Raw genomic sequence first — 22,689 nt, forward strand, 5'->3', positions numbered from 1 at the left:
TCAGCGCACCCGCAGCGGCCCGCGCGCGAGAAGGTGCTGCGCGGACTGGGCCACCGGCCGCACGGTCACGAGGTCGAGGTTGACGTGACCCGGAGCGTCGAGCGCGTAGGCGATGACGTCGGCGACGTCCTCCGCCACGAGCGGCGCCTCGACTCCTTCGTACAGCTTGTCGGCCCCCTCCTGGTCGCCCCCGAGGCGGTTGAGGGTGAACTCCTCGGTGCGCACCATGCCGGGCGCGATCTCGATCACGCGCAGCGGCTCGCCGTTGAGCTCCTGCCGCAGGGCCGCCACGAGCATGTGCTCTCCGGCCTTCGCCGCGTTGTAGCCCGCACCACCGGGGTAGGCGGTCTGCGCGGCGGTCGACGTGACGAACAGCAGGTCGGCGTGCCCCTCGCTCTCGGCCGCGCGACGCAGGAGCGGGAGGAGGGATGCCACGAGCCGCTGCGACGACAGGACGTTGGCCTCGAACATCCAGCGCCACTGCTCGGGATCGCCGTCCTCGACGCGGTCGGTGCCGCGGGCGCCACCGGCGACGTGGACGAGCGCGTCGACGCCGCCCGTCTCCTCCAGCCACCCGGCGAGGGTCGCGACGGCGTCGCCGTCGGTGAGGTCGGCGACGTGCGCGACGACGCCCGTCTCGGCCTCCAGCGCCGCCAGCCGCTCCGCGCGCCGGGCCACGCCGACCACGTCCCAGCCGCGCGCCCGCAACTCGCGGGCGGTCGCCTCGCCGATCCCCGAACTGGCCCCGGTCACCACAGCACGTCTCGTCATGGCATCCACGCTACCGGCGGCCGATGACACGGGTCGCGCGCTCACGTTACGGCCCGTGTCCCGCCTGTTGTCTCGCTGATCCGGGGTGCCTACGCTCGCTGGAGGCCGTGACATCCGTCGCGGTCCCCGAAGATTTGAGGAGCAGCCGTGTCGGCACCCGAGAACTGGCGTTTCGAGACCAAGCAGATCCACACCGGCGCACAGCCCGACCCCGTGACCAAGGCCCGGGCGACGCCGATCTACCAGACCACGTCGTACGTGTTCGACAACGCCGACCACGCCGCGAACCTGTTCGCGCTGGCGGAGTTCGGCAACATCTACACGCGCATCCAGAACCCCACGCAGGACGTCGTCGAGCAGCGCATCGCCGCGCTGGAGGGGGGCACCGGCGCCCTCCTGGTCGCGAGCGGCCAGGCGGCGGAGACGTTCGCGGTCCTGAACATCGCGCAGGCGGGCGACCACATCGTCTCGTCGAGCTCGATCTACGGCGGCACGTACAACCTGTTCAAGTACACCCTCGCCAAGCTCGGCATCGAGACGACGTTCGTCGAGAACCAGGACGACCCCGAGGCGTGGCGCGCGGCGGTCCGCCCGAACACGAAGCTCTTCTTCGCCGAGACCATCGGCAACCCGAAGATCAACGTGCTCGACATCCGCACGGTCGCCGACGTCGCGCACGAGAGCGGCGTGCCGCTCATCGTCGACAACACGATCGCGACGCCGTACCTCATCCGTCCGTTCGAGCACGGTGCCGACATCGTCATCCACTCGGCCACGAAGTTCATCGGCGGACACGGCACGACCATCGGCGGCGTCATCGTCGACGGTGGAAAGTTCGCGTGGTCGCAGAACGTCGAGAAGTTCCCCGGCCTCACCGAGCCCGACCCGTCGTACCACGGCGCGTCGTACACGACGGCCGTGGGCGACGGTCTCGCGTACATCATCAAGGCGCGCGTGCAGCTGCTGCGCGACCTGGGTGCCGCCATCTCGCCGAACAGCGCGTGGCTGCTCATCCAGGGCCTCGAGACGCTGTCGCTGCGCATCGAGCGCCACGTGCAGAACGCGCAGGAGATCGCCGAGTGGCTCGAGGCGCACGACGACGTCGCGAGCGTGAACTACTCGGGCCTGCCCACCTCGCCCTGGTATGCGGCCGCGAACAACTACGCCCCCAAGGGCGTCGGCGCGGTGCTGTCGTTCGAGCTCAAGGGCGGCGTCGAGGCCGGGCGCGAGTTCGTGAACTCGCTGACGCTGTTCAGCCACCTCGCCAACATCGGCGACGTGCGCTCGCTCGTCATCCACCCCGCCTCGACGACGCACTCGCAGCTCACCCCCGAGCAGCAGCTCACGTCGGGCGTCACGCCCGGCCTCGTGCGCCTGTCCGTGGGCCTGGAGAACATCGACGACCTCAAGGCCGACCTCGACCAGGCCCTCGCCGCCGCGCGGCGCCTGTCCGAGGCCGCCCGCGCCTGAGCCGCGCTCCCTTCGACGCCCCGCCCCGGTCCGCCGGGTCGGGGCGTCGTCGCGTCCGCCTCGCGACCACGGGCGTGAGGGGTCAATATCTGTCGCTTCCGAGTGCCGGAAGCGACAGATATTGACCCCTCGCGCGGGCTCGCGCGGGCTCGCGCGGGCACGCGCGACGTCAGAGGCGCTGCCGCGGGCGGAGGCTGCCGAGACCGCCGTCGACCCCCAGCACCTGGCCCGTGATCCACGCGTTGGCGGGGTCGAGGAGGAACTCCACGGCCCGGGCGACGTCGTCGGGCTCGCCGAGCCGGCCGAGCGGGTGCATCGCCTCGGAGACCTTCCGCGACGTCTCGCTCGCGGTGAGGCCCTCGGTCAGCCGCGTCTGCACGAGGCCGGGGGCGACGGCGTTGATCCGCAGCCCCTGGCTCGCATAGCTCGCCGCGGCCGAGAGCGTCAGGCCGATCACCCCGGCCTTCGCGGCGGCGATCGCGTCGTGATTCGCGAGGCCCGCGAGCGCCGCGGCCGACGACGTCAGCACCACGGAACCGCCGCCGCGCATCCGCTTCCCGGCCGCGCGCACCGCCGCGAACGCCGTCGTCAGCGACGCGGCGACGATGCCGTCGTACTGCTCGCGCGAGGTCAAGTGGGCCGGCTTGAGCAGCATCGACCCCGCGAAGACCGCGATGCCGTCGAGCTCGCCCGCCTCGGCGACGGTGCGGTCGACGGCGTCGAAGTCGGTGGCATCCAGGATCACGTCCGGCTCGATCACCGACGAGTCCCGGGCGGTCGTGATCACACGATGGCCCGCGTCGCGCAGGCGTCGGGCCGTTGCCCCGCCGATGTCGCTCGAGGCCGCGATGAGGAGGAAGTTCGCCATGCCTCGATCATGCCGACAGGGCGCGCCGCGAACCGGGGCTGGACAAGCGCGTAACAGTCGCTTCGCGGGCGATGCGACCCGGGAGAATGGATGCCATGGACTGGCAGATCTCCGAAGACACGGTGCCGTCGGCGCCGATCACGGAGGCCGACGCCCGGTCCCTCCTCGGCCGGCCGCCGGCGACCGGCGCGTGGCGCGACGGCGACCCGGTCGGTGATCGGCGCTTCGCGGCATTCGGCGAGTTCCGGACCGAGAACGGCGAGCGCCTGCCCGGCTTCCGCCTGGCCTACGAGACGTGGGGCGAGCTCTCCCCCGCCCGCGACAACGCGGTCCTGGTGCTCCACGCACTGACCGGCGACAGCCACGTCCGCGGTTCCGCGGGTCCCGGGCACCCCACCGCCGGGTGGTGGAGCGACCTCGTCGGGCCGGGCGCCGCGATCGACACCGATCGCTGGTTCGTGATCGCCCCGAACATGCTGGGTGGATGCCAGGGCTCGACCGGACCGGCGAGCATCGCGCCCGACGGCTACGAGTGGGCCGCGCGGTTTCCGTATCTGACGATCCGCGACCAGGTGAGCGCCCAGGCGCTGCTGGCGGACGCCCTCGGGATCGATCGCTGGGCCGCGGTCATCGGCGGATCCATGGGCGGCATGCACGCCCTGGAATGGGCCGTCGGACACCCCGACCGGGTCGAGCGCGCCGCGATCCTCTCCTCCCCGCCGGTCACGACCGCCGACCAGATCGCCCTCAACACGGTGCAGGCCGACACGATCCGGATGGACCCGCGCTTCGCGGGCGGGGCGTTCTACGACGCCGCCGACGGCGACGGCCCGCACCGCGGGCTCGCCCTCGCCCGCCGCATGGCGATGCTGAGCTACCGCAGCCCCACCGAGCTCAACCAGCGGTTCCAGCGGTCGTGGCAGTCGGGTGTGAGTCCGCTCGGGCACGGCGGGCGCTTCGCGGTGGAGTCGTACCTCGACTTCCACGGCAACAAATTCACCCGCCGCTTCGACGCCAACAGCTACCTCACGCTCGCCGAAGCCATGAACTCCCACGACGTGGGGCGCGATCGGGACGGCGTCGAGGACGCCCTGCGCCGTGTCACGGCCACAACGCTGGTGCTCGGGGTCGACACCGACCGGCTGTTTCCCGTCGACGGACAGCATCGCATCGCCCGCGGCATCCGGAACACCCTCGACGGGGATCAGGCGGTCGTCCTCACGAGCGACTTCGGCCACGACGGCTTCCTCATCGAGACCGCCGCCGTCGACCACCACCTGCGGCGGCTGTTCTCCGCCTGATCCGGATGCCGATGCCCGAGGCGCCGCACCCGCCGCCGCGTCGCGCGCAGCGGGGTCGACCACATCGGTTGAGTGTCCAGAACACGCGGACGCGAGCCCGCGGCATCCGCGTGTCCTGGACACCGAAACCTCGGCGCCGCGCCCAGAACGCGGCCTGCGACCTCGGGGTCAGCCCTGCGTCGGGATGGAGCCGGTGATCGCCGTGGTCGCGGCCTCGGCCGCCGGCATCCGGTGTCCGGGGTGACGACCGCTGCGGTCCTCCACGCGGTACGAGATGAGCGCGACCACGAGGCCCGCGAGCGCCAGCGCCGCGCCCACCCAGGCGGGGGCGACGAGGCCGAGACCGGCGGCGATGACGAGGCCGCCGAGGAACGCGCCCAGGCTGTTGCCGATGTTGAGCGAGGAGTGGTTGAGCGCCGCCGCGATGGACTGGTTGTCTTCCGCGACGTCCATGAGCCGGGTCTGGATCGCGGGACTGAGCGCCGAGCCGCAGAACGCGACGAGGAACGCGAACGCCACGAGGCTCACGATCCACCCCGCGGTCAGGGCGAGCCCGATGGATGCCACGGCGAGGGACACGAGACCCACGCGGAGCCAGAACCGGAGGTCTTTGTCGGCCAGGCTGCCGCCGACGACGTTCCCCGCCGTCATCCCGAGCCCGACGATCACGAGGACCAGCGACACGACCCACTCGGGTTGCCCCGCGACATCGGTGACCATGGGTGCGATGTAGCTGTACATCGCGAAGAATCCGCCGAACCCGATGGCGCCGATGCCCAGCGCGAACCAGACCTGGCCGAGGCGGAACACCCGCAGCTCGTCGCGGAGTCGGCGTCCCGGCATCCCGGGATGGGCGGGCACGAAGAGGGCGATGCTGAGCGTCGCGAGCAGGAAGATGCCGGCCACGACGGCGAAGGCCGCGCGCCACCCGACCTGCTGGCCGAGCAGCGTACCCAGAGGCACACCGACGACGTTCGCGATCGTGAGGCCGGTGAGCACGAACGCGACGCCCTTGGCACGGTTGCCGGGGCCGAGGGCGTCGGCCGCGACGAGCGCGCCGATGCCGAAGTAGGCGCCGTGCGGGAGTCCGGCGAGGAACCGGGATGCCGCGACCAGCTCGAACGTCGGGGCGATGACGGTCAGCAGGGTGAAGAAGGCGAGGGCGGCGGCGAGCACGATCATCACGCGGTGCCGCGGGAACCGGGCCACCGACCCCGCGATCGTCGGCGCACCGACGACCACGCCGAGCGCGTACAGCGACACGAGCCAGCCCGCTTGCGCGATGGCGTCGTCGGGCGAGGCGGCCCAGGCGGAGGGGAGAAGGTCGCGCGCGATGTTGGGCAGGAGGCCCATCACGACGAACTCCGTCATGCCGATACCGAAACTGCCGATGGCGAGAGAAAGGAGCGCCCGCGTCGCCGCACCCTTCGAGGTCGTCGAAGAGGTCACTCCGCGATGCTAGCGGCCCGCCCCGGGCCGTGTCGAATCGATTCGGCGCGCCGCGCCCGCGCCGCCTCAGCGCCGCGCCCTACGGGCAGCATGGGCACATAAACGCTCCCGCTCGGCATAAACGACCGGAGAGAGCGTTTATGCCGAGCGGGAGCGTTTATCGAGGGATGCCGGCGCGCAACGCCGCACCCGAAACGCCGCCCCGGCACGGACACCCCGGCCACGCACGCCCCGGCCACGGACGCCGCGGCACCGACACCGCGGGCGGCGGGCGGCGTTTCAGGACGCGTCGTCGATCGCGCGCTCGAGGCGCTCGATCTTCCCGTCGATCTCGCCGGTGCGGCCGGTGCGGATGTCGGCCTTCAGCACGAGCGAGACGCGGGAGCCGTAGGGCAGCACGGCATCCGTCGCGCGCTTGACGACGTCGAACACCTCGTCCCACTCCCCCTCGATCTCGGTGAACATCGAGGTCGTGCGGTGCGGCAGCCCCGACGCACGTACGACGGACACCGCCGCGGCGACGGCATCGTGCACGGATCCGTCGGGGTTCTCCGCCGAGACGGCACCGACTCCGGACGGGGCGACAGAGAACGCGATGAGCATGGTCCGAGCCTAGGTCGCGGAGACCCGCGCGGGAACCGAGCGCCGCCCGATGACCCACTCGCGCAGATCCTTGGGGCGCGCGACGCGACCGGTGCGGACGCGCACGACGCGCACGATCGCCCACACCATCAGCACGACGCCCAGGAGGTTCCGCAGCTCGAGCAGGAACACGGGGAACGGCGCGGGGTTGGTCGCCATGAGCCCGTCGTACACGAGCGGGTAGACCCACTGGGTGACCCCGGCGATCGCGAGGGTGAGCGCGGCGAATCCGTACCACCGGCGGCGGTCGAGCATCAGGCCCAGCACCACCGGCGGGAAGAGCCACACGTAGTACTGCGGCGAGCCCACCTTGTTCAGGGCGATGAACGCCGTGACGAGGGCCAGCGCGAGCGGCGGGAAGACGCTTAGGAACGTCGCGCCGAGCCACATCCTGCGCGCGCCCACGACCAGCACGGCGAGCATCACGAGCAGCATGATCGGCGTCATGGCCGCGATGACGATGTCGGAGAAGGGCCCCGAGACCTGGAAGGTGAGGACCGTGCCGTCGTAGTAGACCTGCGACCCCGGGACGTAGAACGACGCCAGGAACATGTACAGCCCGCCGACCGGTGCCTCCATCTGGATGCCGCGCGAGGTCTGGTCCCCCACGAAACCGAAGACGTACGGGGCGCCGCCGAGGGCCACGACGGGGATGATCGTCGCGAGCGACACCGCGACCGCTCCCCACACGAGCGCGAGGCGCCGGCGGATGGCGACGAACCCGGCGGCCAGGATCGCCGCGGGCCACACCTTCATCCAGATCGCGATGGAGAGGAGGACGGATGCCACGAACGGCCGCCGCACCAGCCAGATGCTGCCGAGGATCGCGAACGGAACCGTGATCCCGTCGATGCGGTACAGGCCGACGGGGCCGATGAGCAGGATCGCGGCGAGCCAGAACACCGCAGCGATGACGCGGCCGCGCGAGCGCCCCGAGCCGACGAGGACGACGAAGGCGACGAGGTTCGCGAGCGACACGGTGATCGCCCACGCCTGCGTGTAGCCGGTCGCCCAGGCGAACACCCACGCGAAGGTCATCGGCAGGAACGCGAGCTGCGGATAGATCCACTTCTCGGTGATGCCGGGCCATTCCCACCCGATCGACCGCGTGCACGACGTGACGTCGATACCGCCGAAGAGGGCGCAGCGCGACCACGGTTCGTACACCAGATACACGTCGCCCATGGGCTCGTTGGGCTGTTGGAAGCCCAGAATCCCCACCGTGACGTGGACGGCGACGAACGCCAGCAACAGAACGACGACACGCCTCACCACCGGATCATCCTAAGCGGGCGTCCCTGAACGCCCCGGACGAGCGGATGCCGTCGACCGCCCGCGCATGCGGCGTCCCGGGCATCGCGGCGGGCAACCGTTATGGGATCGAGTCCCTCAGTCCGCGTCGAGCAGGCCGGCGACCACCCCCGGCAGCGCCTCCGCGACGTCGAGCGCCGTGATCGGCCCGCCGGCCCCGCCCCGGCCCGCGGCCGCGACGCTTCCCGCCGTGCCGTGCAGCCACGCCGCGGTCGCCGCGCAGGCCGCGAGGTCGTCGAGCGAGGTCCGACCCGCGGCGCTCGCCCCCGCCGCCACGGCCCCCAGGACGCCGCCGAGCACGTCGCCCGTGCCGGCGGTCGCGAGCCACGGCGTGCCCGTCGCGATGCGCCGCACCCACCCGCCCGGCGCGGCCACGATCGTCACGGCCCCCTTCGACAGCACGACCCCGCGCAGCGCGTCCGCCGTCTCCGCGGCCGCCCGTTCCCGCGCGTCGTCGTCCTCGGCCGCCTCGGGGTCGAGACCGAGCGCCGCACGGAGCCGGGCCAACTCCCGCGCGTGCGGTGTCACGATGACAGGTGCCGAGGCGGCGGGCGCGAGGTCGAGCGCCCCGGCATCCGTCACCACGGGCACGTTCCCGGACAGGATGCCGCGGAGCGCCGCCGTCTCCTCGGCATCGCGCTCGGTGGCATCCGTGCCCGATCCGATGACCCACGCCTGCACCAGGCCGTCCGCGGTCACGGTCTCCGGCCGCCGCTGCAGGACGAGGTCCTGCGCCCGCGCGGGACCGATGTACCGCACCATGCCGGTGCCGGTGCGCCAGGCGGCTTCGACGCCGAGCACCGCCGCTCCCGGGTACCGCGTCGAGCCCGTGCGGAGCCCGACGACGCCGCGGGAATACTTGTCGTCGGCGTCCGTTGGCCTTCGAAGTGTGCGGGCCGCATCGCGCCCGGTCCAGTCCCTCGCCGTCATGGCGTCACCCTAGAACGAGAGAGGCCGACGTGAGCACCCTCTTCACTCCCCTGACCATCCGCGGTATCGAGACGCGCAACCGCCTGTGGGTCTCGCCGATGTGCCAGTACAGCGCCGTCGACGGCATCCCGAACGACTGGCACCACGTGCACCTCGCGCAGTTCGCCGCCGGAGGCGCCGGGCTCGTCATCGCCGAGGCCACCGCGGTCTCGCCCGAGGGCCGCATCTCCCCCGACGACGTCGGTCTGTGGAACGACGCGCAGGTCGATGCCTGGACGCCGATCGTCGCCGCGATCCGTGCGCGCGGTGCGGTCGCGGGCGTGCAGCTCGGTCACGCGGGACGCAAGGCGTCGACCACGTCGCCGCTGACCGGCGGCCGCGGATCCGTGCCCGTCGAGGACGGCGGCTGGGAGACCGTCGCCCCCTCGGCGATCGCCTACCCCGGCTTCGCCGAGCCGCGGGAGCTCGACGCCGCGGGCATCGAGAAGGTCGTCACCGATTTTGCGGATGCCGCTCGCCGCGCCGTCGCGGCCGGCTTCGAGGTCCTCGAGGTGCACGCCGCCCACGGCTACCTGCTGCACCAGTTCCTCTCGCCGCTCAGCAACCACCGCGACGACGAGTACGGCGGATCCTTCGACGGACGCGTGCGCCTCCTCGAGCGGGTCACCGCCGGGTGCGCGCGGCCGCGCCCGACGCGGCGGTGTTCGTCCGGTTCTCCGGGACGGATGCCGCGGACGGCGGCTGGGACATCGACGACACCGTCCGCGCGGCCGAGCGTGTCGCCGCCGCGGGCGCCGACCTCGTGGACATCTCCAGCGGCGGACTCGTGCCGCACCAGAGCATCCAGCCCGGCCCGGGGTATCAGGTGCCGCTGGCGGAGAAGGTGCGCCGTGAGACCGGCATCCTCGTGGCCGCGGTCGGCATGATCGACGACGCGCACCTCGCGGAGTCGGTCGTCGCCGAGGGCCGCGCCGACGCGGTGCTCTCCGCCCGCGAGTGGCTGCGCGACCCGCACTACGCGCTCCGCGCGGCAGTCGAGCTCGGCGCCGACCTCCCCGCCCCGGCCCAGTATCTGCGCGCCTACTGAGCACGGGAACTCAGCGATCCGCACATCCTCCGTCGCGACCCGCCACCGGGCGCTGAGGATGGGCGGATCGCTGACGTTACGCGAAGGACCCCGGATGCCACTCCCCGACGTCAGGCGTAGCGGCGGCGGGCCGTGGCATCCTGAACCTCGCCCACGAGCTCCTCGATGACGTCCTCCAGGAAGAGCACGGCGCGCACCTCGCCGCTCTCGTCGCGGACCTGCGCGAGGTGCCGACCCGACCGCCGCATGAGGGCGAGTGCGTCCTCGAGGTCGGTCGTCTCGAGCACCGACACCATGTGGTGGATGCGCTTGGCCGGGATGGGCCGCGCCATGCGGGCCTCGTCCTCCGGGCCCTCGGCGACGCGGAGGACGTCCTTGAGGTGGACGTATCCGGTCGGGTGTCCGTGCGGATCGACGATCACGTAGCGCGAGTACCCGTGCAGGGCGACGGCCCGTTCGATCTCGGCGGGCGTCGTCGTCTCGGGGAGCGTGACGAGGTCGGCCATCGGCACCGCGATGTCGGCGGCCTTCTTCTCCGTGAACTCCACGACCGCGGTGACCGTCCCCGCCGCGTCGTCCAGGACGCCCTCGCGACGCGACTGGTTCACGATCGTCGCGACCTCGTCGAGCGTGTAAGTCGAGGTCGCCTCGTCCTTCGGCTCGACGCGGAACAGCCGCACGATGTGGTTCGCCGTCCAGTTCAGCGCGACGATGATCGGGTAGAACGCCTTCGACACCGCCACGAGCGGCGGAGCGAGCATCAGCACGGCTCGGTCGGGCAGCGAGAACGCGAGGTTCTTCGGCACCATCTCGCCGAACACCACGTGCAGGTATGACACCAGCAGCAGCGCGACGACGAAGCCCGCGACGTCGACGGCGGCCTCGGAGAGCCCCGTCAGCCCCAGCGGCTCGGCGATGAGGTGGTGGATCGCCGGCTCTGAGACGTTCAGGATCAGCAGCGAGCAGATCGTGATGCCGAGCTGACACGTCGCGAGCATGAGGGTTGCGTGCTCCATGGCGTAGAGCGCGGTCTTGGCGGAGCGCGAACCGCGTTCGGCGAGGGGTTCGACCTGCGATCGGCGCGCCGAGATGACGGCGAACTCCGACCCGACGAAGAAGGCATTGGCGGCGAGGAGCACCACCAGCCAGGCGATTCCGGCCCAATCGCTCATCGCTGGTCACCTCCCTTGGCGGCGCGCACGAGGTCGTCGACGTTCTCCTCGACGGGCGCGGGGGTGAACTGCACGCGGTCGACGCGGCGACCGTCCATGCGCTGCACGGTCAGGAGGCCCTCCTCGATCTCGACGGTGTCGCCGGCTTTCGGAATGCGCTCGAGCTCGGCCATGAGGAATCCGCCCACGGTGTCGTAGACGTCGCCCTCGGGCACGCGCACCCCGGCGCGGTCGAGGAGCTCGTCCGGGCGCAGGTCGCCGGGGAAGGTGAGGGATGCCGCGGTGCGCACCACCCCCGCGCGCGAGCGGTCGTGCTCGTCCAGCACCTCGCCGACGATCTCCTCGACGAGGTCCTCCAGCGTCACGACGCCCGCCGTGCCGCCGTACTCATCGACGACGATCGCCATCTGGTAGCCGCGGGTGCGGAGTTCGGTCACGAGGGTGTCGAGATGCACGGTCTCGGGGACGCGGAGCGGCTCGGTCGCGAGCGCGGCGACGGGGACGTCGGCGCGGCGATCACGCGGGACGCCGACCGCCGCCTTGAGGTGCACGACGCCGATGATGTCGTCCATCGACTCGTCGTAGACGGGGAAGCGGCTGTGGCCGGTGCGCCGCGCGAGCTGGATGACGGCATCCGTCGGCTCCCCCGCGGCGAGCGCGTGGACACTCGGGCGCGGGGTCATGACGTCGGCCGCGCTCAGCCGGGCGAAGGTGAGGCTGCGGTCGAGGAGCGACGCGGTGTCCTTCTCGAGCATGCCGGCGCTCGCGGAGCGCCGGACGAGGCTCGACAGCTCCTCGGCCGTGCGCGCGCCGGAGAGCTCCTCCTTGGGTTCGACGCCCACCGCGCGCAGCACGCCGTTGGCGCTGCCGTTGAGCACGGCGACCGCCGGCCGGCAGATCATCGTGAAGGCGACCTGGAACGGCATCACGAGCTTGGCGGCCCGGATCGGGACGGCGAGCGCGAAGTTCTTCGGAACGAGCTCGCCGAGGATCATCGACAGCACTGTGGCGATCCCGATGCCGAGCACGGCGGAGACGGGTGTGACGACGGCCTCCGGGATCGCCCACGAGAGGAAGACCGGACGCAGGAGGTTCGAGATCGCCGGCTCCATCGTGTAACCGGTGAGGAGCGTCGTCAGCGTGATGCCCAACTGCGCGCTGGAGAGGTGGGTCGACGTGATCCGCAGCGCGTCGATCGTGAGCGACAGGCGGGACTCCCCCGCCTCGCGTCGCGCCTCCAGATCCGCGCGATCGAGGTTGACCAGCGCGAACTCACTCGCGACGAAGAGGCCCGTGCCCACCGTGAGAAGCAGCCCCACGCCCAACATGACGTAATCCATCACGCGTCACCCCCGCTCGCAGCGGGAGAGGGTCGTCGGGGCTCGGGTCTACAACTGGGAGGGTCGTCCATCGTGCCCACGATTCTAGGGCCTCCCGGTGACGACGGCACCGGGAGATCGGCATCCGCTCACCCCCTCCAGGATGGAGTCATGGATGCCACTCCCCCCGCGCAGCAGCGCGCGGCCGCCGCGGAGGACGCGGTGCTCGCCGCGTACGTGCACAGGTACGGGCCGGTCGCCTGGGCCCACGCCTCCACCGCGGGCGACGGGGCGCGGACGTGGCACTACTGGTGGCACGCGCATCTCGTGCACGCGCTGGCCGAGGCCGAGCGGCACCGCCCGTCGGCTCGCCGGCGCCGACTGATCGGCGACCTGCTCCGCGGCGTCACGCTGCGCACCGCCGGCACCTGGATCAGCCCGTTCTACGACGACATCGCGTGGATGGGACTCGCGCTCGCCGAGACGCGCCCGCGCGGTCACGCGCGCGCCCGCATCGCCCGGATCCTCGCGCGCGCCTACGATCCCGCGGTCGGGGCGCTCCCCTGGCGCACCCGCAGCGTCCTCTACAACGCCCCCGCGAACGGGCCGGCGGCGATGGTGCTCGCCCCCAGCCGCCACCGATCGCTGGCCGCGCAGCTGAGCGCCTGGATCGCGAGAACGCTCGACGATCCCGACACGGGTCTCGTGCGCGACGGCGTCGAGCACGGCACGGTCCGGCCCGACCTCTGGACGTACAACCAGGGCGTCGCGATCGGCGCCGCCCTCGCGCTCGACGACCGCCCGCGCACCGTGGCCGTGCTGGACGCGGTCGATCGATGGTGCGCGGCGGACGACGGCCTGTTCCCCGCGGCAGGGGGCGGGGACGGCGGACTGTTCGCCGGCATCCTCGCCCGGTACGTGGGCCTCGCCGCGTCGCACCTGGACGGGGTGGATGCCGATCGCGCCCGGTGTCTCGTGCGGCGCAACGCCGACGCGTTGTGGGCGATGCGCCGGGACGGTCGGTTCCCGGCGGACCCGCGGCGCGAGGCGCGAGGCGAGGGCGACGACCTCGACCTCTCGGTCCAGCTCGGCGCGTGGATCACGCTCGAGGCCGACGTCACGGCCTCGGCGGCCCTCACCAGCTGACCGGCAGGGCCTTGCCCTCCTCGTATCCGGCGGCCGACTGCAGTCCCACGCGAGCCCGCTCGTGGAAGTCCGCCACGGTCGCGGCGCCGGCATATGTGAACGACGAACGCACACCCGACGTGATCATGTCGAGCAGGTCCTCGACTCCCGGGCGCTGCGGGTCGAGGTAGATGCGCGACGACGAGATGCCCTCGGCGAACAGCTCCTTGCGGGCCCGCTCGAAGGCATCCAGTCCCTGGAAACGCCCCTGGACGGCCTTGGTGGATGCCATCCCCCACGACTCTTTGAACGTCCGGCCGTCCTCGTCGGTGCGCAGCAGCCCCGGCGACTCGATCGTGCCGGCGAACCACGACCCGATCATCACGGACGCGGCGCCCGCGGCGAGCGCGAGCGCGACGTCGCGCGGATAGCGGACGCCGCCGTCGGCCCACACGTGGGCTCCGACCGCGCGGGCGGCCTCGGCCGTCTCGAGCACGGCGGAGAACTGGGGGCGCCCGACGGCGGTCATCATGCGCGTGGTGCACATCGCGCCCGGCCCGACGCCGACCTTGAGGATCGACGCGCCCGCGTCCGTGAGATCGCGCACGCCGTCCGCGGTGACGATGTTGCCCGCGGCGATCGGGATGCCGAGGTCCAGCGCCGCGACCTCGCGCAGCGCCCGCAGCATCTGCTCCTGGTGGCCGTGCGCGGTGTCGACCACGAGGACGTCGACGCCGGCCGCCGCGAGCGCGCGCGCCTTTCCGGCCACGTCGCCGTTGATCCCCACGGCGGCTGCCACGATGAGCCGCCCGTCGGCGTCGACGGCGGGGCGGTACACCGAGTCGCGCAGTGCGCTCCGCGCCGAGAGCGTCCCGACGATGCGGTCGCCATCGACGACGGGGACGATGTCCGCCGAACCGACCAGCTCGAACACCTCGTGGGGGTCGCCGATCCGCTCGACCTCGACCGGCGGGGCGTCGGTGCGGGCGATGTCGCCGAGGGTCGCGTCCGGGAGCGCGGTGGCCAGGCGCGGAGCCGGGACGATGCCGCGGTAGCCGTCGAGCGGGATCGTGCCGCCCTCGCGCTGATCGGCCACCACGATCCCCCGCCCGGGCACGGCGGGGAGCACGCGGCGGGCTTCGGCGACCGTGGCCGACGGCGGGAACACGAGGGCGGCGTCCCACGCCACGGGCTGCGCCTTGACCCACTCCACCGCCTCGACCAACCGCGGCAGCGCCAGATCCTGCGGAAGCACGCCGAGGCCGCCGCGACGCGCCAGGGTCGCCGCGAGACGGGGCCCCGTGACCGAGTTCATGTTGGCGGACACCAGCGGAAGGGTCGCGCCGCTCCCGTCGCCCGGCGCGAGGTCGACGCTCAAGCGGCTGCCCACCTCGGAATGACGCGGGACCAGGAAAACATCCGAATAGGTCAGGTCGACGTCGGGCTGTGCACCGGAGAACTCCATGGCATCCACCTCATCACATCCATCGATGCCGCGACCCGGGAAGGGGCGGGAATACTCGGCTAGGCTGGAGAGAGTGCGCAACGAGGATCACTGCGTGCATCCACACGAATCTTCATCGAGGAAAGCAGGCGATCGACTGTGTCGAGCCAGGTGACGGGCGTCGGTACTTCGAGCGAGGGCGAGTTCGGCGCGAACGAGTGGCTCGTGGACGAGCTCTACGAACAGTTCAAAGTCGACAAGCACTCCGTGGACAAGGCCTGGTGGCCGATTCTGGAGGCGTACCATCCGGTCGTCGACGGAGCCGGCGACGCCGCCGCAGCGCCCCCGTCCCCGCCTACGGCGGCGCCGGCCGAACCGAAGCCCGTGACCGCACCCATCCCGGTGGTCGGTCAGGCTCCCGTGGCGCGCACCACGGCCAAGCCGGCAAAGCCGCAGCCGATCCCCGCGCAGGCCCCCAACGCCGCGCCGTCGGCGAATGCGGAGAGCACCGAGGAAGACCGCGTCACCGTCCTCAAGGGGATGCCGAAGGCTCTCGCGAGCAACATGGACGACTCGCTCACGGTCCCCACCGCGACCAGCGTCCGGACGATCCCGGCCAAGCTGATGATCGACAACCGCATCGTCATCAACAACCACATGTCGCGGACGCGCGGCGGCAAGGTCAGCTTCACGCACCTCATCGGGTGGGCGCTCATCCAGGCGCTCAAGGAGTTCCCGAGCCAGAACGTCTACTACGCCGAGATCGACGGCAAGCCCTCGGTCGTGGCCCCAGCTCACATCAACCTCGGCATCGCGATCGACATGCCCAAGCCGGACGGCACGCGAGCACTGCTGGTGCCCAGCATCAAGCGCGCCGACACGCTGACGTTCGGTGAGTTCCTCGCCTCCTACGAAGACCTCGTCCGTCGCGCGCGCTCCAACAAGCTCACGCCCGGCGACTTCCAGGGCACGACCATCTCGCTGACGAACCCGGGCGGCATCGGCACCGTCCACTCGGTCCCCCGCCTCATGCGCGGCCAGGGCGCGATCATCGGCGCGGGCGCGCTCGAGTACCCCGCCGAGTTCCAGGGCGCGAGCGAGCGGACGCTGAACGAGCTGGCGATCGGCAAGACGATCACCCTCACCAGCACCTACGACCACCGCGTGATCCAGGGCGCCGGCTCGGGCGAATTCCTGAAGAAGGTGCACGAGCTTCTCATCGGGCAGCGCGGTTTCTACGACGACATCTTCGCGGCGCTGCGCATCCCGTACGCGCCGATCCACTGGGCCGCCGACATCAGCGTCGACCTGTCCGAGCGCATCGACAAGAGCGCCCGCGTCCAGGAGCTCATCAACTCCTTCCGCGTCCGCGGCCACCTCATGGCCGACATCGACCCGCTCGAGTACGTGCAGCGCACGCACCCCGACCTCGAGATCGAGTCGCACGGGCTGACGTTCTGGGACCTCGACCGCGAGTTCGTCACCGGCGGCCTCGGCAACAAGCGCGTGGCGAAGCTCCGCGACATCCTCGGCGTGCTCCGCGACTCCTACTGCCGCACGCTCGGCGTCGAGTACATGCACATCCAGGACCCGGTGCAGCGTCAGTGGTTCCAGAGCAACGTCGAGGTGAAGTACACCAAGCCCGGCCACGACGAGCAGCTGCGCATCCTGTCGAAGCTCAACCAGGCCGAGGCCTTCGAGACGTTCCTGCAGACGAAGTTCGTCGGCCAGAAGCGCTTCAGCCTCGAGGGCGGCGAGTCGCTCATCCCGCTGCTCGACCAGATCCTCCAGGGCGCGGCATCCGCCGGCCTCGACGGCGCCGCGATCGGCATGGCCCACCGCGGACGCCTCAACGTGCTCACCAACATCGCCGGCAAGACCTACGGCCAGGTGTTCCGCGAATTCGAGGGCGCCGTCGCCGTGGGCAGCAAGCGCGGCTCGGGCGACGTGAAGTACCACCTCGGTACCGAGGGCACGTTCGTGGGCGACTCCGGTGCGGAGCTCCCCGTGTACCTCGCCGCGAACCCGTCGCACCTCGAGACCGTCGACGGTGTGCTCGAGGGCATCGTGCGCGCCAAGCAGGACCGGAAGCCGATCGGCACCTTCTCCTGGCTGCCGATCCTGGTCCACGGTGACGCGGCCTTCGCCGGCCAGGGCGTCGTCGTCGAGACGCTGCAGATGTCCCAGCTGCGCGGGTACCGCACCGGCGGCACGATCCACGTCGTGGTCAACAACCAGGTCGGCTTCACGACCACCCCGACCGACGCCCGCAGCTCGGTGTACGCGACCGATGTCGCCAAGACCATCCAGGCCCCGATCCTGCACGTCAACGGCGACGACCCCGAGGCCGTCGTGCGCGCCGCCGACCTGGCGTTCCTCTACCGCGAGGAGTTCCACCGCGACATCGTCATCGACCTCGTCTGCTACCGCCGCCGCGGTCACAACGAGGGCGACGACCCCTCGATGACGCAGCCGCTGATGACGAACCTCATCGAGGCGAAGCGCTCGGTGCGCCGTCTGTACACGGAATCGCTCGTCGGACGCGGTGACATCACCGAGGACGAGTACGAGCAGGCCAAGCAGGACTTCCAGAACCGTCTGGAAGTCGCCTTCGCCGACACCCACGCGGCCGAGACCGGGGCCACCCCGGTCGTCTCGACCGACGCGGCGGACGACGTCGTCGTCGTCGGGGCGCCCGAGACCACGGGTGTGTCGCGCGAGGTCGTGCACCACATCGGCGACGCGTTCGTGAACAAGCCGGACGGCTTCACGGTGCACAACAAGCTCCAGCAGTTGCTCGAGAAGCGTCTCGACATGAGCCGCAACGGCGGGATCGACTGGGCCTTCGGCGAGCTGCTCGCCTTCGGTTCGGTGCTGATGGAGGGCACGCCCGTGCGTCTCGCCGGTCAGGACTCCCGTCGCGGCACCTTCGTGCAGCGCCACGCGGTGCTCCACGACCGCAACAACGGTCAGGAATGGCTGCCGCTGGCGAACCTCAGCGAGAACCAGGGCCGCTTCTGGGTGTACGACTCCCTGCTGAGCGAATACGCCGCGATGGCGTTCGAGTACGGCTACTCGGTCGAGCGCGCGGACGCCCTCGTGCTGTGGGAGGCCCAGTTCGGCGACTTCGCCAACGGCGCCCAGTCGGTCATCGACGAGTTCATCTCGTCGGCCGATCAGAAGTGGGCGCAGCAGTCGAGCGTCGTGCTGCTGCTCCCCCACGGCTACGAGGGTCAGGGTCCCGACCACTCGTCCGCCCGCATCGAGCGCTACCTGCAGATGTGCGCGCAGGACAACATGATCGTCGCCCGCCCGTCGACCCCGGCGTCGTACTTCCACCTGCTGCGCCGCCAGGCGTACCAGCGCCCCCGTCGCCCGCTCATCGTGTTCACGCCGAAGGCCATGCTGCGTCTGCGCGGCGCGACGAGCCCGGTCGAGGATTTCCTCGAGGGACGCTTCGAGCCGGTGTTGGACGACGACCGCGGCATCGACCGCGGCGCCGTCAAGCGCGTGCTCCTGCACGCCGGCAAGATCCACTGGGACCTGCGCGCCGAGCTCGACAAGAACCCCAACCCCGAGATCGCCCTGGTGCGCCTCGAGCAGTACTACCCGGCTCCGGTCGAAGAGCTGAACCGGGTGCTCGAGACCTACCCGAACGCCGAGCTCCTGTGGGTTCAGGACGAGCCCGAGAACCAGGGCGCCTGGCCGTTCATCGCGCTCGAGGTCGCCGATCAGCTCGGTGGGCGCGGCATCCGCGTGATCTCCCGCGCAGCCGCCGCCTCGACGGCCACCGGATCGCCGAAGGTGCACGCGAACGAGCACGCCGCCATCATGAAGGCCGCGCTCTCGCTCTGACCCCGAAGGACGCAGGGGCTCGGTCGTGATGACCGGGCCCTTCGTCGTTCTCCGAACGACCGACGGCGAAAAGCGATCGAGCTCCGGACTCAGGATGCCGGCGCGGCGAGGCCGAGTGTGGAGGCCAGGGCGGGAATCGCGAAGGTGAGGCTCTTGTCGAGCGCCTCGCCCGTGTGACCGGCTCCATCGACGATGTGGGTCAGGACGCTGAACCCGGCCGCCTGCGCCGCCTGGGAGTTCGCGAGCTGCCCCGGACCGTACGTGGTGTCGAGGCTCCCCCAGGTGAAGATGGCGGTGTGCCCGGCGTAGCTGCCGGCGGGAGCCGCGGCCATGATCACCGAGGGCTTGTTCGCCTGGAAGGCACCGGCGTCGCCGCCGTAGACCTCCGCGACGGTCCGCTCGACGTGCTCGGATCCGGGGAACTCGTTCCCCATCACGTCGAGCAGGTTGCCCCAGGTCCCGGGGTACTTCGTGCCGTAGAGGGCAGCGCAGGAACCGCCGTTGGAGAAGCCGCCGATCGTCCAATACCGGTGATCCGTGACGATGTTGAGGTTCTTCTCGGCCCACTGGGGCACCAGCTGATTGATGTAGGTCGCAACGGCACCGTACTTCGCCGAGTCGACGCACGTGGGGTCTCGGTCGGGGGCCGTGAGCTGGTCGACCACGATCGCGATCGGGGCGAGCCCCTCGTGCTTCGCCGCGAACGCATCGAGCGCCTTGGCCAGGGCGGTGGGGTCCGGCGATCCGGGTTGCCCCATCATGAACACCAGGAGGGGCAGCGCCGGGGGGTTCGGCACCTGGGCCGCCGGCGGAAGGTAGAGTGACGCGTCTCGCGCGGAATACTGTCCCGTCGGGATCTTCGTGCTGCCCGTGAGGGCGCTCACCGACCCCTTCTCCGGCATGCTGGCCGGGGGCGCCCACGTCCGATAGAGCGTCGCGGGATCGTTCGCCGTGGCATCGCGCTGCGGGAGGGTCGCGGGATCGAGAGCTTGCACGCCCAGGATCGCGGCGAGGTTGTGCGTCACCCCGTAGGAGGCGTTCACGCCCAGCGCCGCCGCGAACAGCGCGGCGAGGACCGTCACGACACCGACGATCCGACGCCCCCAGGGTCGGAGGCACACCCCGACGACACCCACGGCCACGGCTCCGACGCCTCCCGCTGCCCAGACGGCGGCATGGACGGGGAGCAGACCGTCGAAGACCCCTCGGCCCTCCAGCACGTGCACCACGATGTACGTGAGGAGTGCCGCGGTCACCGCGATGAGGAGCGTGCCCAGGAGGCGGCGCGGCGGCCACAGCAGAATCGCCAGGACACCGACGACGGCGACCACGACGGTGACGAGGAGCAGCGGCGAGTCGATCAGCTCGAACGACAGGACGAACCGGTTCACCGGCGCCCTCCCCACGCGCTCTTCGCGAGGGCGACGATCTCACGACGCGAGGCGTCCGGCAGGTACGCGCGACCCACCGCCGCGCCGATCGCCGGCAGGTCGAGCGGATCCCGGTAGGCCAGGGTCAGCTCGCGGTAGCGCGGACGGAACTTGCCCTTGAAGCGGAAGAGGGAGGCGAAGCCGTACGCGGGCTCCAGCACCTCCGCGAGCCACCGCAGGAGAGCACGGAGAGGCGCCGGATCGGCGTCGCGGAGCGCCTCGGGCGACTCGGCCAGGGGGGCGCCGGAAAGGCTGAGCACCCCCGCCCCCTCCTCCTGCAGCTGCAGCGCGGCCTTCGCGATGAGGAACTCCATCATGCCGTTGGGGCCGTCGGTCCGACGCCGCATGAAATCGAGCGTCCACCCCGTGATGGCACCGTCGGTCCAGCTCGGCATCCAGCTCGTGACCGCCTCGATGCGTCCCTCGGGTCCGACCGCCAGGAGCAGGCGGACATCGAGGTCGCGCAATTCGTCGAGCGAGCCGAGGGTGAAGCCCATCTCCGGAAGAGCCCGGTCGGCGACCCACTCCTCGTCGATCGCGATGACCTGTGAGGCCTGCGAGACGGTGAGGTCGTGCCAGCGCGTCCACACCGCGGTGTAGCCCTCCCGCTCCGCGCGAGTGAGCGGTTGACGCACCTTCTGCCACGCCTTCCCAGCGAAGGTCAGTCCGGGCAGGTCCATCACCGTCTCCACCCCGACGGGTACGTTGCGCCAGCCGAGGGCGTCGAGGTCGGCGGCCGTGTCCTCGTGCACACTGTAGAAGGCGGGCGTCCAGCCGTGCTCGACGCAGAAGTCGGAGAACGTCCGCAGCGTCTCCGACCGACGGCCCTCCGGCACGAGCGGGTCCCCGACGGCGAGGGCGACGTCGCCCACGAGCCGGTACGCCACCGCGCACTCGCGGTCATCGGAGTACCAGTGCAGGTTGCCGGCCCACGTTCCCAGGAACCCGAGGGTGTCGCTGCCGCGTTGCAGCAGCTCCCGATAGAGACGCGTGTCGCCGGGATCGGGACGCTGGATCCGCCGGAACAACCAGAGGACGGCGGCGATGACGATGACCCAGAACAGCACGCCCACCCACTGGTACGCGAACAGCGCCGGTCCGTGGTGCGGGAACGTCGCGACCCCGGCGGGGTTCGTGTACGCGGGTGGGAGGAAGCGCCGCAGCGTCAGGAGGACGAGGTCGGGAACGGACGGGTCACGGTCGAAGGACCGGCGCCCGAGCTCCTCGATGGCGAAGAACGTGGACGCGCACGCGACGAAGGCGACGCCGATGACGACGGCAACGGTGCGTGCCGCGCCGCGCGTCGCGAGCACCGGGAATTTGCGCCGCTGCAAGACAAGCACGATCGCCAGCACCAACGGGATCACGACCGTGGCGAGGGCCCACAGCACGTACTCCGCACCGCTGCCGTCGACCCATGGGTCGATACGCAGACGGCCGTTTATCAGCGAGATGACGGGGATGACGGCGGATGCCACGAGCGTGAGCACCGCGAGGATCAGCGCCGCGCGGCGTCCGAGCCGCAGCCCCCATGCCGCGACGAGCATGAGGACGAGCGGGGTGACGGCCAACAACGCCGGGCCGAGCCCGCGGGTCATCAGCAGCGCCACCTGCTCGTCGCACACCGACGAGGACATGCGACCGCACCGCGACAGCAGTTCATCGTCGTACTGGGTGTACGCATCCACGACCAGCGAGAGCGGGCCGCGACCGCCGCCGCTGATGAGGGCGACCAGCGGGCCGCTTCCCACGACCGCGACGACGAGCGCGAGCAGCGTCCGCGTCTCGCGGGTCGAGCCGCGATGCCAGGCGCGTCTCTCCCGGCCGCGGGCGAGGATCTCACCCACGACGAGACCGATGAGCGCGGCGCTGAGGCGGTACCAGGAGTCCGCGTCCCCGGCGTACAGCGCGAAGAGGGCGAGCGCGGCGAAACCGACGAGGCGCACCCGGCGGCGCCACAGCGTCGATGCGAAGGCCGAAGCGGCCATCACGACGCCCGCGATCGGCGTCGTCGGGTCGAGGACGGGCACCTCGGCGGCGATCACCGGGCGCAGGTCGGTCACCGCCCACGCCGCCGCGTGCAGTCCGATCCCGGTGAGCAGACCCGCGAGCCCGAGCACGGCCAGGAGGACCGCGGTCCGCCGCGACCCCAGCAGCCGCTCGGCATAAGCGAGCATCGTGACCGCCAGCACGGCCGACACCACGGCGTCGATGGTCGAGTCCGGGATCACGAGGGCGGTGAGGAGCGTCCACCACCTCCCCGCCGCGAACGTCGCGAGGGGTCCGGCGCCCCAGATGGACGCGTCCTCTCCCCAGAGCGACTCCGTGAGCGCGGCCGAAGTGAGGATGATCACCACGAAGGCGAACGAGACCGGGTGGGTTCGGACGTACCGCCCCGCCGCGCGGAGGAATGCGCCCGAACGCTCCCGGGTACGCCGACCGCGCCGGGAAACGGCGGGAGGGGCAGGGGCGTCGGACATCGGGGGGATGTTACTCGGGGACTCTATGGGTGATT

15 protein-coding genes and 1 pseudogene are annotated in these 22,689 nt (G+C 71.4%); 5 read left to right on the forward strand and 11 right to left on the reverse strand.

Going from position 1 to position 22,689, the window contains the following annotated elements; all coding sequences use genetic code 11:
* The gene (locus AVW09_RS10900; protein WP_197462612.1) at positions 1-771 is read right to left on the reverse strand and encodes an SDR family oxidoreductase; all 771 of its coding nucleotides are present in this window, start codon (positions 769-771) and stop codon (positions 1-3) included.
* A 147-nt stretch (positions 772-918) separates the two neighbouring features.
* On the opposite strand from AVW09_RS10900, the gene AVW09_RS10905 reads away from it, so the two are divergent.
* Positions 919-2,241: a bifunctional o-acetylhomoserine/o-acetylserine sulfhydrylase gene (locus AVW09_RS10905; protein WP_063258092.1), complete on the forward strand. Its 1,323-nt coding sequence runs from the start codon at positions 919-921 to the stop codon at positions 2,239-2,241.
* Between the two features lie 169 nt (positions 2,242-2,410).
* Here the strand turns inward: AVW09_RS10905 and AVW09_RS10910 are convergent, their stop codons facing one another.
* Positions 2,411-3,109 (reverse strand): SDR family NAD(P)-dependent oxidoreductase, encoded by a 699-nt coding sequence (locus AVW09_RS10910; protein WP_063258093.1) that lies wholly within the window; start codon positions 3,107-3,109, stop codon positions 2,411-2,413.
* Between the two features lie 95 nt (positions 3,110-3,204).
* Here AVW09_RS10910 and metX point away from each other — a divergent pair, with 95 nt between their 5' ends.
* Positions 3,205-4,410, forward strand: a complete 1,206-nt coding sequence (gene metX / locus AVW09_RS10915; RefSeq protein ID WP_063258094.1) for a homoserine O-acetyltransferase MetX — start codon at positions 3,205-3,207, stop codon at positions 4,408-4,410.
* A gap of 168 nt (positions 4,411-4,578) precedes the next feature.
* Here the strand turns inward: metX and AVW09_RS10920 are convergent, their stop codons facing one another.
* From AVW09_RS10920 to AVW09_RS10935, 4 genes are all read right to left on the reverse strand, one after another.
* Entirely contained in the window at positions 4,579-5,859 is a 1,281-nt protein-coding gene (locus tag AVW09_RS10920; protein ID WP_063258095.1) for an MFS transporter, read from the reverse strand.
* A gap of 279 nt (positions 5,860-6,138) precedes the next feature.
* Positions 6,139-6,462: a thiamine-binding protein gene (locus AVW09_RS10925; RefSeq protein WP_063258096.1), complete on the reverse strand. Its 324-nt coding sequence runs from the start codon at positions 6,460-6,462 to the stop codon at positions 6,139-6,141.
* A 9-nt stretch (positions 6,463-6,471) separates the two neighbouring features.
* A complete protein-coding gene (locus tag AVW09_RS10930; protein WP_063258097.1) occupies positions 6,472-7,776 on the reverse strand; it encodes a glycosyltransferase family 87 protein in 1,305 nt (434 codons plus the stop codon).
* 114 nt (positions 7,777-7,890) lie between these two features.
* A complete protein-coding gene (locus tag AVW09_RS10935) occupies positions 7,891-8,742 on the reverse strand; it encodes an ADP-dependent NAD(P)H-hydrate dehydratase (protein ID WP_063258098.1) in 852 nt (283 codons plus the stop codon).
* Positions 8,743-8,771: 29 nt separating this feature from the next.
* Between AVW09_RS10935 and AVW09_RS10940 the strand changes: the two are divergent.
* Positions 8,772-9,829, forward strand: a pseudogene (locus AVW09_RS10940) (NADH:flavin oxidoreductase/NADH oxidase).
* Between the two features lie 110 nt (positions 9,830-9,939).
* On the opposite strand, the gene AVW09_RS10945 reads toward AVW09_RS10940, so the two are convergent.
* Together AVW09_RS10945 and AVW09_RS10950 are read right to left on the reverse strand one after the other, a co-directional pair.
* Entirely contained in the window at positions 9,940-11,001 is a 1,062-nt protein-coding gene (locus tag AVW09_RS10945; RefSeq protein WP_063258099.1) for a hemolysin family protein, read from the reverse strand.
* Positions 10,998-12,341, reverse strand: a complete 1,344-nt coding sequence (locus AVW09_RS10950; protein WP_063258100.1) for a hemolysin family protein — start codon at positions 12,339-12,341, stop codon at positions 10,998-11,000. The genes AVW09_RS10945 and AVW09_RS10950 overlap by 4 nt, the downstream gene beginning before the upstream one ends.
* 150 nt (positions 12,342-12,491) lie before the next feature.
* Here AVW09_RS10950 and AVW09_RS10955 point away from each other — a divergent pair, with 150 nt between their 5' ends.
* Positions 12,492-13,466: a glycoside hydrolase family 76 protein gene (locus AVW09_RS10955; protein WP_063258101.1), complete on the forward strand. Its 975-nt coding sequence runs from the start codon at positions 12,492-12,494 to the stop codon at positions 13,464-13,466.
* Here the strand turns inward: AVW09_RS10955 and AVW09_RS10960 are convergent.
* Complete coding sequence (locus AVW09_RS10960; protein WP_063258102.1) at positions 13,456-14,910, reverse strand: GuaB1 family IMP dehydrogenase-related protein; 1,455 nt, start codon at positions 14,908-14,910, stop codon at positions 13,456-13,458. The genes AVW09_RS10955 and AVW09_RS10960 overlap by 11 nt on opposite strands.
* Before the next feature lie 138 nt (positions 14,911-15,048).
* On the opposite strand from AVW09_RS10960, the gene AVW09_RS10965 reads away from it, so the two are divergent.
* A complete protein-coding gene (locus tag AVW09_RS10965; protein ID WP_082822924.1) occupies positions 15,049-18,744 on the forward strand; it encodes a multifunctional oxoglutarate decarboxylase/oxoglutarate dehydrogenase thiamine pyrophosphate-binding subunit/dihydrolipoyllysine-residue succinyltransferase subunit in 3,696 nt (1,231 codons plus the stop codon).
* A gap of 89 nt (positions 18,745-18,833) precedes the next feature.
* Here the strand turns inward: AVW09_RS10965 and AVW09_RS10970 are convergent, their stop codons facing one another.
* Together AVW09_RS10970 and AVW09_RS10975 are read right to left on the reverse strand one after the other, a co-directional pair.
* Positions 18,834-20,135 carry an alpha/beta hydrolase gene (locus AVW09_RS10970; RefSeq protein ID WP_063258103.1) on the reverse strand — a complete coding sequence of 434 codons (1,302 nt, stop codon included), beginning with the start codon at positions 20,133-20,135 and terminating at the stop codon, positions 18,834-18,836.
* Entirely contained in the window at positions 20,132-22,654 is a 2,523-nt protein-coding gene (locus tag AVW09_RS10975) for a bifunctional lysylphosphatidylglycerol flippase/synthetase MprF (RefSeq protein WP_082822925.1), read from the reverse strand. Before AVW09_RS10975 ends, AVW09_RS10970 begins: the two co-directional genes overlap by 4 nt.
* Positions 22,655-22,689: the final 35 nt, after the last annotated feature.

Origin of the sequence: Microbacterium sp. T32, from assembly GCF_001619615.1 — a bacterium.
In the GTDB taxonomy this organism is placed as follows: domain Bacteria; phylum Actinomycetota; class Actinomycetes; order Actinomycetales; family Microbacteriaceae; genus Microbacterium.